This is a genomic window from Streptomyces sp. RerS4 (assembly GCF_023515955.1).
GTDB lineage: Bacteria > Actinomycetota > Actinomycetes > Streptomycetales > Streptomycetaceae > Streptomyces.
The window spans coordinates 2,672,846-2,687,029 of record NZ_CP097322.1 but is presented as its reverse complement, the minus strand read 5'-3'; the positions used below and the strand labels follow the sequence as shown (position 1 = coordinate 2,687,029).

Sequence of the window (14,184 nt, the reverse complement as noted above, 5' to 3'; positions counted from 1 at the left end):
ACGCCCCCGTGGGGCGGGACGGCTCCGTGCCGTCCTCCATACCGTGCCGAACCCGCCCCCGCGCCGCAGGTCAGTTCGACGGGGTGCGGGCGCGGTAGAGGTCGCGCAGCAGCGCGATCTCCGCGCCGTGGTGCAGCAGTTCCTGGTTGACCCACCACACGATGGAGAGGAACAGGTCCTCCGGGTCACTGCCGTGCGGGTAGGTGGAGTACCCCACGGTGTCGAGTGCGGCGTCGTCCACGCTCAGGAGCGCCTTGCGCCACGCCTCGGCGCCGGCGTCGAAGGCCGCGACCGCCCCCGCCGCGTCCCCGCTGATCGGATAGTCGTCCCGGGTCAGTGCGTGTCCGCCGGCGGTGTGGTCGGCGCGCAGGGTCAGCATTTCGCTCAGGTGGGACAGGCGCCAGGCGATGGTGGTGAGGGGCGGCGGCCAGGGGTGCGGATAGGAGGCGGCGTCACGCCCCCACTCGCCGGTGCCGGCGAGGAACGTCGCACGCTGCCCCGGCCCGTCGACGCGTCGGCGTACCGACCAGCAACCGGACGCCGGTTCCCAGAGGTACTCCTCGTCGGTCATCGGGCCGACCTTGGTATCGCCCCCGTCGCCGCTGTCCATGACCGGCCCCGCCATACGGTCCGTGAGGCGCCGGCGAGCGAAGTCGAATTGGTCGAGCAGCGGAATCAGACGGGATGGCGTGGTCAACGAAGGCTCCTGCGTGAGTCCGGCTGTGGCGACGGGTCAGCGTGCCACAGCGGCGGCAGCGGGCGCGTCTCGTTTTCCGGGGAGAACGCGGCACCCGGCCGGCACCGCCGAACACGCCGAGCCGAGATCGAGCCGCGCGCCGCATCCCACCGCACGCCGGGAATGCGCCCTGGCCAGCCACGACCACGTTCCGTTAGTGCCCATCCCGCCTGTTGGATCTTGCCTTTCCGGCCCACCGATCGGGTGCTAGCTTGCCCACTCAATTACGGGCAACGTCGCCCGTGTCAGCCGCGGCTGCGCGGTTCCGTGGCCGGAGGGGAGACATCAGTGAGTCGTCAGACGGCTGCTCGGCAGCTCCGTGCTGCCACACCGGAGATCATCGAGGCGTACCGGTCGGCGCTGACGCGCATCGGCAGTCAACTCGTGTCCCGTGAGGACATCTGGCGACAGTGCAGCTATCAGGCACAGAACATCGTGGCCGAGTGCGCTCAGGCCCTCGACGTCGGCGACCACGCGGAACCCCCGGGCGTCGGCGAGTACTCGCGGCTCCTCGGGGCCCAGCGCGCCGTGCAGCAGGTTCCGGTTTCCGAGTCGGTGCGGGCGGCGGAGGTGCTCTGGCAGGCCATGAAGGGCGCGATCGCGGAAGCGGCCGACCAAGTGGAGGCCGAGGAGCGGCTCGCGGCGGTGCAGACGATGACCACCGCTTTCCGGGTCGCCACGGGAAACCGCCTCTACCAGGGGATCCGGGGGTACGAGGAGGCCCAACGTCCGGCCAAGCCCGAGGTGCGGGAGCGGGACTCCGAGGCGCCCGCGGACGCCGCGAACACGCCGGCCGACGCGCAGGCCCTCGACCTGTTGACGCTGCGGGAGCGGGAGATCCTGGAGGCGGTGCGGGCGGGACTGACGAACCGCCTGATAGGCCGCCGGTTCGAGATCAGCGAGGCGACCGTCAAGCGCCACTTGCACAACGCATACCGCAAGCTCGGGGCGAGTTCCCGGGTGCAGGCCCTCAACAAGGCCTTTCCCGAGAAGGGCTGACGCCACATCGGTTGTACGCCGGCGCCGGCCGGATCGGAACTCACCCGGCAGGGTGCACGGCGGCGAGTGCGGCCAGCACGATCAGATTCGCGGCGTACTGCGTGACCATGAACGCCTTGTAGGCCGCGCGCCGTTGCTGCCGTTCGGCGCTCTCGCGCCGGGCATCTCGCACCACCCGGGCGACGACCCATACCGCCCCGGCCGTCACCGGCACCGTGCCGGCGAGAGCGAGCGGCGCCCACAAGGCGGCCGCCGCCGAACCGGCCGCGCCGACCAACACCGCGCCCGCCACGGCCAGGGACCGCGCCGCCGCCACACCGCGCACGACCGCCACGGTGCGCCGTCCGCCGGCCGCGTCCCCGCCGACGTCCCCCAAGTCCTTGACCAGGGAACCGACCAGGGCCATCCAGGCCGACATCACGCAGCCGAACACCGCGCCCGTCACCGTCCACCCGGACCCGGCCGCCGAGACGCCGGCCGCGTACGACGTGGCGCCCAGGCCGAACACCACCAGCGCGCAGAGCACGCTCGAATCCTTCGCCCGCACCGGCGCCGCCGAGTACGCCCAGCCGAGCAGCAGGAAACCCACCACCCACCCGAGCACCCCGCGCCCCGCCAGCCCCCCGAGCACCAGCGCGGCGCCGGCCAGGAGGGCCGTCACCGTCGCGGCGGTGCGGACCGGGAGGGCTCCCCGGGCGATCGGCCGCCGGGAGCCGTTCGCCCGGTCCTCCCGGACGTCCGTCACGCCGTTGAGCAGGTACGCGCAGGCCACGGCGCACCACCAGGCCGCCATGCCGAGCGCTGTGCGCCCCGGAGCCTGCGGCAGGTGCACGGCCGACACCGCGCCCACCGCGAACCGCAGTAAGAACACCAGCTGCACCGACGGGCGCGCCTCCGACCAGCACAGGCGCGCCGTTTCCCTCGCGGTACGCCATCGGAGATCGAGCGCACGGGCCGGGCTGAAGACACTCGGGTAAGTACCGGAATCGATCACGATCGCAGCCTAGGAATGGGCTCTAGCTCATCTCCATACAACCATCGGCGTACGGGGTGTACACCCCTCCTGAGCCCTTCGGCGCAAACCGTTGCGGCGCCCCGAATTCGTGGGCAACGATGAGCGCAGCAGCGGCCCGGAGAAACGATTCCGGAGACCGCGGCGGGGGTCCGAACGGCACCCGTACCGGATTTTCCGTATCCACGGTCTTCCGGAGTTCATACGACACGGCAGGGCCCCTCAGGAAAGGAAAGGACCCTCAGGTGGAAACGTCGCAGCAGACCACCAGGTTGATCTCCCAGGAACAGGTCCTCGAAGGTGGAGAGGAATGGCATCGGGACGCTTTCGAGGGGATCGCGGCACGCCTCGCCGGTCCGGACTTCCCGTGCGTATTCTCCCGCAACGCGTTCCGGAAACAGCTCGTGAAGCTCGTCTTCGTGGAGAACGAGGAGAGCGACGGCATCCGGCACCTGGCGGCGTCCCTCACCGAGTACGTCGAGCTGTCGAGGACCTGGGACGGCCGGCTGGACACCGCGTATCCGCTGGTCGTGGCGTTCTCGGCGGACGCCGTGACCGCGCGCACCGTGGCCGAGTACCACTCCTTCGGCTGGCGGGTGCTCCAAGCACTGCACCACGCCGACCCCGAGCCGTGGCCGGCGGACGTCGGACACGACCCGGATTCCGAAACCTGGTCCATGTGCTTCAACGGAATGCCGCTTTTCGTCAACATGAGCAGTCCCGCACACCGTAATCGCCGCAGCAGGAATCTCGGCGACCATTTCGTACTCGTCATCAATCCACGGGAACGCTTCGACGTGTTCGCCGGCGAGACGCCCAGCGGTCGGAAGGTCCGCGCCAACATCCGCGAGCGCATACACCGCTACGACGGAATACCGCACTCGCCGCAGCTGGGTTCCTACGGCGCCGGCGCACTCGAATGGTTCCAGTACGGGCTGATCGACGAGAACACCGAACGAACCGGTGTCTGCCCTTTCCGGCCCCGAACGGCCGTGGAAACGAACAGGAGTAATTGACCGTGATCGAGCTCATCGTGTCCCAGGGCCGGGTGGCCGACCGGGAGCCCCGCATGATCGAGGGCGCCGCCCGCATCGCACGTGCCCTGGAGGACCGCTACGGACTCACCGCCCGCTTCATCGGCGAGCCCGCCCCGCCCGCCGACGACGACTGGACCGTCAGCCTCCCGCAGGCCGGGGAGACGCTGAACGGCCTGCGGGAGGCCGTCACCGAGAGCATCGGCAACGGCAGCCGGACGGTCATGATCTCCAACACCTGCTCCGCGAGCCTCGCCACCCTGCCGGTCGTGGCCCGCGAGCACCCGGACGCCGTCGTCCTCTACATCGACGGGCACGGCGACTTCAACACCCCGGAGACGACCGGCACCGGCTACCTGGGCGGCATGGTCCTCGCCGGCGCGTGCGGACTCTGGGACAGCGGCCACGGCTCGGGCCTGCGCCCCGCGCAGGCGGTTCTGGTCGGGGCGCGCGACATCGACGAGGCCGAGGGCGAACTGATCGCGCGGCACGGCGTCCGCGTCATCCCCCCGGCGCAGACGACGGCCGAGAACATCCTGGCCGCCGTCGGCGACCGCCCGGTGTGGGTGCACATCGACTGGGACGTACTCGAACCGGGACACGTGCCGGCCGACTACACGGTCCCGGACGGCCTGCTCCCCACGCAGATCCGGGCCATCTTCGAGGCGATTCCGCCGGCGCAGCTGCGCGGCGTCGAACTGGCCGAGTTCAACGCGCCGTTGGACGACGAACTCAGCGAGCGGGCGGTCGAAACGATCCTCGGCATGGTCGCCCCGGCCTTCGAGAACGCCGTCGCCTTCGAGAACGTCCCGGCCGCCAAGGCCGGCTAGGCCGGCCAAACCCGCCCCAGCCCACACCCCGCCCCAGCCCAAAACCCGCCCCCACCCCGCCCACCCATTCCCAAGGAGTACCTTCCGATGCCCCTCCACGACAGCATCCTCGACACCATCGGTCGCACCCCGATCGTCAGGCTGCACCGTATGGCCCCCGCACACACCACGGTCTACGTGAAGGTGGAGTCGTTCAATCCCGGCGGCTCGGTGAAGGACCGCCTCGCGCTCTCCGTCATCCTCGACGCCGAGGCGAAGGGGCAGCTCAAGCCCGGTGACACCATCGTGGAGTGCACCTCCGGGAACGTCGGCATCGCCTTGGCGATGGTGGCCGCCGCCCGCGGCTACCGGTTCGTGGCGGTCATGGGCGACACGTACTCGGCGGAACGACGCAAGCTGATCCGGGCCTACGGCGGCAAGGTGCTCCTCTTCCCGGGCCACCTGGGCAGCAGCGGCGGCAACCGGATCGCGGACGAACTCGCCGAGAAGCACGGCTGGTTCCGGGCCAACCAGTTCGACAACCCTGCCAACCCCGCCTACCACCGCGAGACCACCGCCTCCGAGATCCTCGGCGACTTCGCGGGCAAGCGGCTCGACTACTTCGTCACCGGATTCGGCACCAGCGGCACCCTCACCGGCGTCGGCCAGATGCTCAAGGCCGCCCGCCCGCAGGTGCGCATCGTCGCCGCCGAGCCGGACAACGCCGCCGTCCTCGCCGGGCAGGAGTGGAACGTCCACCGGATCCAGGGCTGGGCCCCCAACTTCGTGCCCGGCGTGCTCGACCCGAGCGTCATCGACGAGCTGGTGACCGTGGACGAGGTGGCGGGACGCGACACCGCGCGCCGGCTCGCCGCCGAGGAAGGCATCTTCACCGGCATCTCGGCCGGCGCCACCCTGGCGACCGCGCTGCGCGTCGCCGAGACCGCGCCGCCCGGTTCCGTACTCCTCGCCATGCTGCCGGACACCGGCGAGCGCTATCTCTCCACGTTCCTCATGGAGGGAGTGGTCGAGGGCTCGGACGACGAGTGGCTGGCCTCCCTGGAAACCGGTGACGGCGGGGCCTGACGGACACATGAGGGAATTCATCCCCCCTGCAGCCCGTTTCGTCCCACTTCCCGCAGGATTCGCCATGCGACGGGGCGGAACGCTGACGGGCGCGCGCATCGCCTACGAGACCGTCGGACGCCTGACGCCCGAACGCGACAACGCCGTCCTCATCCTCACCGGCCTCTCGCCCGACGCCCACGCGGCCTCCCACCCGCAGGACACCGACCCCGGCTGGTGGGAGGCGATGGTGGGGCCCGGGAAGCCCATCGACACCGACCGCTGGTACGTCATCTGCCTGAACTCGCTCGGAAGCTGCAAGGGGTCGACCGGGCCCGCCTCCATCGATCCCGGCACGGGTCGCCCGTACGGTCCCGACTTCCCCGAGCTGTCGATGGAGGACATCGCCGACGCCGCGGCCCACACGGTACGCGCGCTGGGCGTCGAGCGGTTGGCGTGCCTGATCGGCACTTCCATGGGCGGCATGAGCGCGCTGTCGCTGCTCGCCCGCCACCCCGGTCTCGCCCGGGGCCACATCAACATCTGCGGGGCGGCGAGCGCGCTGCCGTTCTCGATAGCGATCCGCTCCCTGCAACGCGAGGCGATCCGGTGCGACCCGCACTGGAACGAAGGCCGCTACGACGACGCGAACTACCCGCGGCGCGGGATGTTCACCGCGCGCAAGCTCGGCATGATGACGTATCGCTCGGCGAAGGAATGGGACAGCCGATTCGGTCGCCGGCGCATCGCGCCGCAGGACCGCGCGGACGAAGACGACCCCTTCGGGCACGAATTCCAGGTGGAAGGCTATCTGGAATGCCACGCCCGGCGGTTCGCCCACCGTTTCGACCCCAACAGCTACCTCGGTCTCAGCCGCTGCATGGACCGATTCGACCTGGGCGAATCCTGTGGTGGCACCACTGATGAAGCCCTCTCCCGTATCCGGTTGGAGAAGGCACTCGTCATCGGGGTGGAGACCGACATCCTGTTCCCGCTGCGACAGCAACGACAGATCGCCGACGGCCTTTCCGCCGGCGGCGCGGACGTCGCGTTCCTGGGATTGGACTCACCGGAAGGGCATGACGCCTTCCTGGTCGACACCGCCCGTTTCGGCACACCCATCGCCAAGTTCCTGACCACGCTTTAGCAGCGTGCCTTTCCGTGTCTTGGAGAACCGTATGCCCATGCCCGATCATTCGCCCAGACTGGCCCTCGTCACCGGTGCCAACCGGGGCATCGGCTTGGAGACCGCGCGCCGGCTCGCCACCGCCGGCGTCCGGGTGCTGCTCGCCGGCCGCGACCGCGCGGCGGTCGCCTCAGCCGTGAAGCACCTGCGGGGCGAGGGGCTCGCCGTCGATCCGCTGGTGCTGGACATCACGGATCCGGAGAGCATCCGGGCCGCCGCCGCGGCGGTCGAGAGCGGCCACGGCCGGCTCGACATCCTGGTGAACAACGCCGGCATCCGCATCGAGGAGTACGGAAGGCAGCCGTCCGAGCAGCCGCTGCGACAGTGGCGCGAGACGTTCGAGACCAATCTGTTCGGCGTCGTCGAGGTGACCCGGGCCTTCCTCCCCCTGCTGCACCGGTCGCCGGCCGGCCGCGTCGTCAACGTGTCGAGCCTGCTCGGCTCGCTCACCACGCACAGTGATCCGCAGTCGTACGCGTACAGCCCCATGTTCAAATCGCTCCCGGCCTACAGCGCCTCCAAGAGCGCGCTCAATTCCTGGACCGTCCACCTGGCCTACGAATTGCGCGAGACGCCGATCAAGGTGAATGCGGTGCACCCGGGTTACACCCGGACCGGCATGAACGACGGCGCGGGCGACCTCGACGTCACGGACGGAGCGCGGACGAGCGTCGCGATGGCCCTGCTCGTGGACGACGGCCCGACCGGCACCTATACCCACGGGGGAGAAACCATCCCCTGGTAACCACCCGTACTTCCGCCGCACTTCCCCCGACATTCACCTCGCCCCTCGCCCCCTCACCCCCCGTATTGGAGTCGCCCGATGGGCAGCCATCTGGCTTTGGTCACCGACGAGACCAGCCTTGCCATTGACTTCGACATGCCGCTGCTGCTCGACGCCTGCCAGGCAGCCGGCATCCGTACAGAGATATGTTCCTGGCGAGATCCGGACATCGAATGGGACCGCTTCGACGCCGTCCTCCTGCGTTCTCCGTGGAGCTATGTCGAGCGCCTTTCGGAATTCATGGAATGGTGCGAGTACGTCACCGATGTGACGGTCCTGTTCAACCCGCTGCCGGTGGTGCGCTGGAACCTCGACAAGCGCTACCTGGAAGACCTGGCCGCCGCCGGCGTGCCGGTCGTGCCGAGCGGCTTCGTCGCTCCCGGCGCGGACCCCGAGGAGGCCCTGCGGGCCTTCCTCGCCGGGCACGAACAGGCCCGGGAGATCGTGGTGAAGCCGACCGTCGGCGCCTACTCACGCGACGTGCAGCGCTTCCCGCGGTCCGCCGAGACCGAGGCGGCCATCTACGTCGGCAAGCTGCTCGACCGGGGCAGCCACGTCATCCTCCAGCCCTACCTGGACTCGGTCGATCACGACGGCGAGACCAACCTCATACACTTCGACGGCGTCTACAGCCACGCCATCCGCAAGCGTGCGCTGCTCCTCCAGGACGGCACGGTCGACGAGCCGACGCAGGAGGCCCGTACCGCGCGCGAAGCCACCGAGGACGAGCGCGCGGCCGCCGCGGCCGCGCTGGACGCCGCGGCCGCACACCTGGAGCTGCGCGATCCGCTGCTCTACGGTCGCGTCGACCTCATCCGCGGTGCCGACGGAAAGCCGCTGGTCCTGGAACTGGAGCTCTGCGAACCCTCGTTGAGCATGCCGTTCTCGGAAGCCTCCGCCACGCGGTTCGCGCTGGCCGTCTCCGCACGGCTGGAAGAAATCTCCCGGAAGCAGAAGAACGGACAGTCATGACGGCACAACAGAGCTCCCTCGCCCCGGTCGCCACACCTGCCACACCCGCGACACCCGTGGCACCCGTGGCACCCGCCACACGGACCTTCTCCAGCGGCACCCTCTACGCCGCGCTCGGCGTGGTCAGCTTCTCCTTCAGCTTCCCCGGAACCATGTGGGCGCTCGACGGATTCGGGCCCTGGAGCGCCATCGGCGTACGCGGCGTCCTGGCCGCCGTCATCGCGTTCGCCGCGCTCCTCATCACCCGGGCCCCGCTGCCGGCGCGCTCGGACTGGCCCGCGCTGGTCATCGTCGCGGGCGGCTGCGCGATCGGGTTCCCGCTGCTCACCACGCTCGCGCTGCAGACCTCGTCCACCGCGAACTCCGCGGTCGTGATCGGCGTCCTGCCGATGGCCACGGCCGTGTTCTCCGCGATACTCACCCGGCGCAGCCCCTCGAAGGTCTTCTGGGCCGCGGCCGGTGTCGGCGCGGCGACCGTCGTCGTGTACACGCTGTCGCAGAACCACGGCGTGCCGACCGTCGCGGACCTCTACCTCTTCGGTGCCCTGCTGGTCTGCGCGGCCGGCTACGCCCAGGGCGGACGGCTGTCCGCGCGCATGCCGGGCTGGCGCGTGATCGCCTGGGGCGTGGTGCTCGCCGCCCCCGTCAACCTCGCGGTGGCGCTGTGGGCGGTGTCGAACGAGCCCGTGCACCTCACCGCGAAGGCCGTGATCGGCATGGCGTACATCGCCGGCATCTCGCAGTTCGGCGGATTCGTCGTCTGGTACAAGGGCATGGGCCTGATCGGTGTGGCGCGGGCGAGCCAGCTCCAGCTGGCTCAGCCGCTGCTCACCCTGGTCTGGGCGGTGCTCCTGCTCGGCGAGCAGTTCACCGCCGCCGTCCCGCTGACCGCCGCCATCGTGCTCGCCTGCATCGTGGTCACCCAGCGGGCCAGAACATCCTGAACCGGACGGCGCGGCGCGGTCACCACGGCGTCGGGCACCCGCCGCGCCCTCGGAGGCCCAGGGCACACGGTCATTGCGCGGCGCCGCCTCTGCGACGCCTTTGAGTGCCCCCGGCAGGACTCGAACCTGCGGCCAAGCGCTTAGAAGGCGCCTGCTCTATCCACTGAGCTACGGGGGCCGGAAGGTGACCGTGGTGGCCTGGAGCCCCTTGGTGGGGGTGGGACTGCGGTCCGTGCCGGGTCAAGGATAGGGCTCCGGTCACCTTGTCCCGGTTGCTTCACTCGCGTGCCACGATGTGGAGGTTCAGTGAAGCGGTCCCGATAATCGCAGGCAGGTGCGATTCTCGCATCGCTTTTACGCCGCGTGGCCGTGGGTGTTGTGCACTCGTTATGCCTGAGTCCCACTCGTCCGCCGTGTCCAGGATGTCCCACTGAAGTAGCGGTCGGCGCGCAGAGGGCGTATAAGCTTCAAAAATGGTCCCAAATTGGGCATTCTTCGCATGTGGTGACCTTGGATGTTCGGCCTCAGCTGCTCGATGCCCTGTCCGCCCTGCGCGACCGGGTCGCGTCCGTGCGTCTGCCGCTCCCCCTGCCCGGCGCCCCACGCGCCCGTCAGACCAGGGCCGAGCTGCTGGCGCAGCTCGACGACTACCTGGTCCCCCGGCTCAAGGCGCCCGAGGCGCCCATGCTCGCCGTCATCGGCGGGTCGACCGGAGCCGGCAAGTCCACCCTCGTGAACTCCCTGGTGGGACGTCAGGTCAGCGAAGCCGGGGTGCTGCGACCCACGACACGCACCCCCGTCCTCGTCTGCCATCCGGATGATCATCACTGGTTCGCCGGGATGCGCGTCCTGCCCGACCTCATGCGCGTATGGGCCCCGCAGAGCGACGACGAGCTGCTCCCCGCGCCCAAGAAGACCGGCCCGCGCGGAACCGAGCGCCACGCCGGCACCCGTGAACTGCGGATCGAGACCGTCTCCACCCTCCCGCGCGGATTGGCCATCCTCGACGCCCCCGACATCGACTCCCTCGTGGTCGAGAACCGGACACTCGCCGCCGAGCTGATCTGCGCCGCCGACGTCTGGGTCATGGTCACCACCGCCTCGCGCTACGCCGACGCCATCCCCTGGAACCTCCTGCGCACCGCGAAGCAGTTCCGCGCCACCCTGATCATCGTCCTCGACCGCGTCCCGCACCAGGTCCTCGCCGAGGTCTCGCGGCAGTACGGCGCCCTGCTCACCCGCGCCGGGCTCGGCGACGTGCCCCGCTTCACCGTGCCGGAGCTGCCCGAGTCGGCCGGCGGGGGCGGACTGCTGCCGGCCAGCGCCGTCGCGCCGCTCCTCGCCTGGCTCAGCCACCACGCCCAGGACCCGGCCGCCCGCCAGTACGCCGTCGGCCGCACCGCGCTCGGCGCGCTCGACTCGCTGCGCCGCCGGATGCCGGAGCTCGCCTCCGCCGTCGCCGCCCAGTACGCCGCCTCCGTACGGCTGACCTCGGCCGTCGAGGACGCGTACCGCACCGAGGGCAAGCGGGTCCGCAGCAGCCTCGACCGGGGCGCCGTCCTCGCCGGCGACGCCCTGACCCGGTGGCGCGGCTACCCCCTGGACACCACCGCCGACGAACTCCTCGACTCCCTCGCCGAATCCCTCGCCGCGCTGCTCCAGTGCGCCGTCGCCGCCGCCGACGAACGCATCGCGGCGGCCTGGCGCCGCGAGCCCGCCGCCGGAGCCGTACCCCTGCCCGCCCCCGACCGGGAGGCGGCGGAACGTATCGGCATGGCCGTACGGCGCTGGCGGCGGGTGCTGGAGGAACTCGCCGAGGAGGAGGTCGCCCGACTCGACCGGCAGCCCGCGCCCGACCCCGACGGGGTCGCCGCCCTGCTCGTCGCCGCCCTCCTCGGCGGCAAGCGGGCCCGCCCCGCCGGGGAGAAGCTCGCCGAACGGATCGGCGTACAGGCCGCCGTACGCCTGCGGGACCGGGGCGGAGAACTCGTCGGCGAACACCTCGACCAGGTACTGCGCGCCGAACGGGATCGCCGGCTCGCCCCGCTGGAGGCCCTCGAAGTGACACCGGAACCACAGGCCGAGCTGATCGCCGCGCTGTCCCTACTGCAGAAGGAGAGGTGACGCGGTGACCGCCCTGACCGACCGCGACCGCACCGACGACCGCTGGGACGACGGACTGATCGCACGTTCACGGCGTCGCGCCGGCCGCAAAGGACGCCGGCGGGGCTCCGCCGGCCGCACCGACGGCACGGGAACCGACGGCACCGGAATCGACGGCCTCGACGAGGCCGATCTCGACGGCGAGCGGGGCGACCGACCGGACGACGCCTACGAGGATGAACCCGACGGGGAACACGACTGCGGTGACGAAGCACTCGTACGGGCGGTTTCCGGCGCCGGAAGCGACGGCGGCAAGGTGAGCGCGCCCCCGCTCAGCCCCGAGGCGCGGGCCCTGCGGACCCGCCTCGACGCGCTGCGCCAACTCGTCGGACTGTCCCGGACCCGGCTCGACGGCAAAACCCTCGCCGAGGCCGGCCGGGTGCTGGACGAGGCCGCCGCGCGCCGGGGCCTGTCCCTCCAGCACACGGTCGTCGCCATCGCCGGAGCCACCGGAAGCGGCAAGTCCACGCTCTTCAATTCACTCGCCGGAGTGCAGATCTCCGAGACCGGGCTGCGCCGCCCCACCACCGCCGCGCCGATCGCGTGCAGCTGGTCCGACGGCGCCGCCGGACTGCTCGACCGGCTGGAGATCCCCGGCCGGCTGCGCCGCCGCCCCCGCGAGACCCCCGAGGCCGAGGCCCTGCGCGGCATGGTCCTCGTCGACCTGCCCGACCTCGACTCCGCGCTGGGCACCCACCGCGACCACGTGGACCGCGTCCTGGCCCTGGTCGACGCCGTGGTGTGGGTGGTCGACCCGGAGAAGTACGCGGACGCCGTCCTGCACGAGCGCTACCTGCGCCCTCTCGCCGGGCACGCCGAGGTGACCTTCGTCGTCCTCAACCAGATCGACCGGCTCCCCGGCGAAGCGGCCGACCTCGTCCTGGACGACCTGCGCCGCCTGCTCGACGACGACGGGATCGCGCTCGGCGAGCACGGCGAACCGGGCGCCACCGTCCTCGGCCTGTCCGCCCTCACGGGTGAAGGCGTCGGGGAACTTCGCGAACTGCTCGGACAGTTCACCCAGGAGAAGGGCGCCGCCACCCGGCGGATCTCCGCCGACCTCGACCGGGCCGCGCAGCGCCTGCGCCCGCTCTACGTCGCCGACGGACACGCGGGCCCCGAGATCGGCGAGGCCGCGCGCGCCGAGTTCGAGGACCGCCTCGCCGAGGCCGTCGGGGCGTACGCCGCCGGTCTCGCCGCCGAGCGGGCCTGGCGGCGCAACGCCGGCAAGGCCTGCGGCACGCCCTGGCTGCGGCTGTGGCGCTGGTACGAGAGCCGGCGCGCCCCGCGCACCCTGGCGGGCCTCGCCGCCCTCGCGGCGATCGGCCGCGCCCCGGTGGCCACCGAGGCGCCCGTCGAGGAGGAGGTGACGGCCCGACAGCGCGTCGAGCAGGCCGTACGACTCGTCGCGGACGAGGCGGCCGTCGGCCTGCCCGAACCCTGGGCGCAGGCCGTACGGGAGACCGCGGTGCGGGGCGCCGAGCGGCTCCCGGAGGCGCTGGACGACCTGGCCCTCACCCTCGGGCCGGCGGTCGCGGCGCCGACCGCCAAGCCGCCGAGGCCGACGTGGTGGCCGGCGGCGGTGCTGGCGCAGGCGGCCATGACCCTGGTGCAGATCTTCGGCGGGCTGTGGCTGGTCGGACAGATCGTCGGGGTCCTGGAGCCGAAGCTGCTGCCGCCCGTGCTGTTCATGGTGTCGGGGATCGTCGGCGGACCGCTCGTGGAGTGGGCGTGCTCGATCGCGGCCCGGGGCCCGGCGCGGCGCTACGGGCAGGACGCGGAGCGCCGGCTGCGGCAGGCGGCGGCGGGCTGCGGGCGGGCCCGGGTGCTGGAACCCGTCGCGGCGGAGCTGCTGCGCTACCGGGAGGTACGCGAACAGTACGCGGCGGTGTCCGCAGGGGGGACGAAGTTGTCCACAACCCGCCAGTAATCCACAGGCCCGAGCGGGGATCCGGGGCGCGGGCCAGCATGGTTCCACCGCATGCGGAAGGTCCGCGGCGGCAAGGGACATGAGGGGGGCGGCCGGGATGAACGACACCCTGGTGACGCTGGTGGGGCACGTGGCGACGGCGATCGACTTCAAGGATTCATCGAGTGGCGGACCCTCGGCGCGATTCCGCTTCGCGGTCACGCCGAGGTACTTCGACCGGCGGACGGAGGTCTGGACGGACGCCCCCACGAGCTTCTACACCGTGTGGGCCCGCCGGACCCTCGCGCTGAACCTGACCGCCTCGGTGGCCGTGGGCGAACCGCTCGTGGTCCACGGCAGGTTGCGGGTCCGGGAGGCCCCACCCGACGGCGAGGGCGTGCGGTGGTTCTCGGCGGACATCGACGCGATCGCCATCGGACACGACCTGAACCGCGGAACCGCCGCGTTCCGGCGTGTCGTCAAGACGGATACACCGCTGATGAGCACTCAGAAGGCGGCGGTGGTCTGAGTGTTCGAGGAAGCTAGGATTCCCCGGTACTCACGGGCACCT

General features: G+C 71.3%; 13 protein-coding genes and 1 tRNA gene. 11 read left to right on the top strand and 3 right to left on the bottom strand.

All coding sequences use genetic code 11. The annotated features are described in order from the left end of the window. Positions 1 to 70: 70 nt before the first annotated feature. Entirely contained in the window at positions 71 to 697 is a 627-nt protein-coding gene (locus M4D82_RS12330) for a DinB family protein (RefSeq protein WP_249766098.1), read from the bottom strand. Positions 698 to 1,024: 327 nt separating this feature from the next. Here M4D82_RS12330 and M4D82_RS12325 point away from each other — a divergent pair, with 327 nt between their 5' ends. Then, on the top strand, positions 1,025 to 1,735 hold the full coding sequence (locus M4D82_RS12325; protein WP_249766097.1) for a helix-turn-helix transcriptional regulator: 711 nt from the start codon (positions 1,025 to 1,027) through the stop codon (positions 1,733 to 1,735). A gap of 40 nt (positions 1,736 to 1,775) precedes the next feature. Here the strand turns inward: M4D82_RS12325 and M4D82_RS12320 are convergent, their stop codons facing one another. Beyond that, positions 1,776 to 2,615, bottom strand: coding sequence for a UbiA family prenyltransferase (locus M4D82_RS12320; protein WP_249766096.1), 840 nt, complete (start codon positions 2,613 to 2,615; stop codon positions 1,776 to 1,778). Between the two features lie 377 nt (positions 2,616 to 2,992). Between M4D82_RS12320 and M4D82_RS12315 the strand changes: the two genes are divergently transcribed. The 7 genes from M4D82_RS12315 to M4D82_RS12285 all read left to right on the top strand — a co-directional run bounded on the left by M4D82_RS12315 (position 2,993) and on the right by M4D82_RS12285 (position 9,541). Further along, positions 2,993 to 3,763, top strand: coding sequence for a YqcI/YcgG family protein (locus M4D82_RS12315; RefSeq protein WP_249766095.1), 771 nt, complete (start codon positions 2,993 to 2,995; stop codon positions 3,761 to 3,763). A gap of 2 nt (positions 3,764 to 3,765) precedes the next feature. Then, positions 3,766 to 4,611 (top strand): arginase family protein, encoded by an 846-nt coding sequence (locus M4D82_RS12310; RefSeq protein WP_249766094.1) that lies wholly within the window; start codon positions 3,766 to 3,768, stop codon positions 4,609 to 4,611. Between the two features lie 87 nt (positions 4,612 to 4,698). Then, complete coding sequence (cysK, locus tag M4D82_RS12305; RefSeq protein ID WP_249766093.1) at positions 4,699 to 5,676, top strand: cysteine synthase A; 978 nt, start codon at positions 4,699 to 4,701, stop codon at positions 5,674 to 5,676. A gap of 7 nt (positions 5,677 to 5,683) precedes the next feature. Further along, on the top strand, positions 5,684 to 6,802 hold the full coding sequence (gene metX, locus M4D82_RS12300) for a homoserine O-acetyltransferase MetX (RefSeq protein WP_283844547.1): 1,119 nt from the start codon (positions 5,684 to 5,686) through the stop codon (positions 6,800 to 6,802). A 37-nt stretch (positions 6,803 to 6,839) separates the two neighbouring features. Beyond that, complete coding sequence (locus tag M4D82_RS12295; protein WP_249766091.1) at positions 6,840 to 7,586, top strand: SDR family oxidoreductase; 747 nt, start codon at positions 6,840 to 6,842, stop codon at positions 7,584 to 7,586. Positions 7,587 to 7,682: 96 nt separating this feature from the next. Next, complete coding sequence (dcsG, locus tag M4D82_RS12290) at positions 7,683 to 8,597, top strand: D-cycloserine synthetase (protein ID WP_249766090.1); 915 nt, start codon at positions 7,683 to 7,685, stop codon at positions 8,595 to 8,597. After that, positions 8,594 to 9,541, top strand: a complete 948-nt coding sequence (locus tag M4D82_RS12285; RefSeq protein WP_249766089.1) for a DMT family transporter — start codon at positions 8,594 to 8,596, stop codon at positions 9,539 to 9,541. The genes dcsG and M4D82_RS12285 overlap by 4 nt, the downstream gene beginning before the upstream one ends. A 105-nt stretch (positions 9,542 to 9,646) precedes the next feature. On the opposite strand, the gene M4D82_RS12280 is transcribed toward M4D82_RS12285, so the two are convergent. Then, positions 9,647 to 9,719, bottom strand: a tRNA-Arg gene (locus M4D82_RS12280). Positions 9,720 to 10,051: 332 nt separating this feature from the next. Here M4D82_RS12280 and M4D82_RS12275 point away from each other — a divergent pair. From M4D82_RS12275 to M4D82_RS12265, 3 genes are all read left to right on the top strand, one after another. Continuing rightward, entirely contained in the window at positions 10,052 to 11,665 is a 1,614-nt protein-coding gene (locus M4D82_RS12275; RefSeq protein WP_249766088.1) for a dynamin family protein, read from the top strand. 4 nt (positions 11,666 to 11,669) lie between these two features. Next, a complete protein-coding gene (locus tag M4D82_RS12270; protein WP_249766087.1) occupies positions 11,670 to 13,634 on the top strand; it encodes a GTPase in 1,965 nt (654 codons plus the stop codon). A 97-nt stretch (positions 13,635 to 13,731) separates the two neighbouring features. After that, entirely contained in the window at positions 13,732 to 14,142 is a 411-nt protein-coding gene (locus M4D82_RS12265) for a single-stranded DNA-binding protein (RefSeq protein WP_249766086.1), read from the top strand. The last annotated feature ends 42 nt before the right edge of the window (positions 14,143 to 14,184 follow it).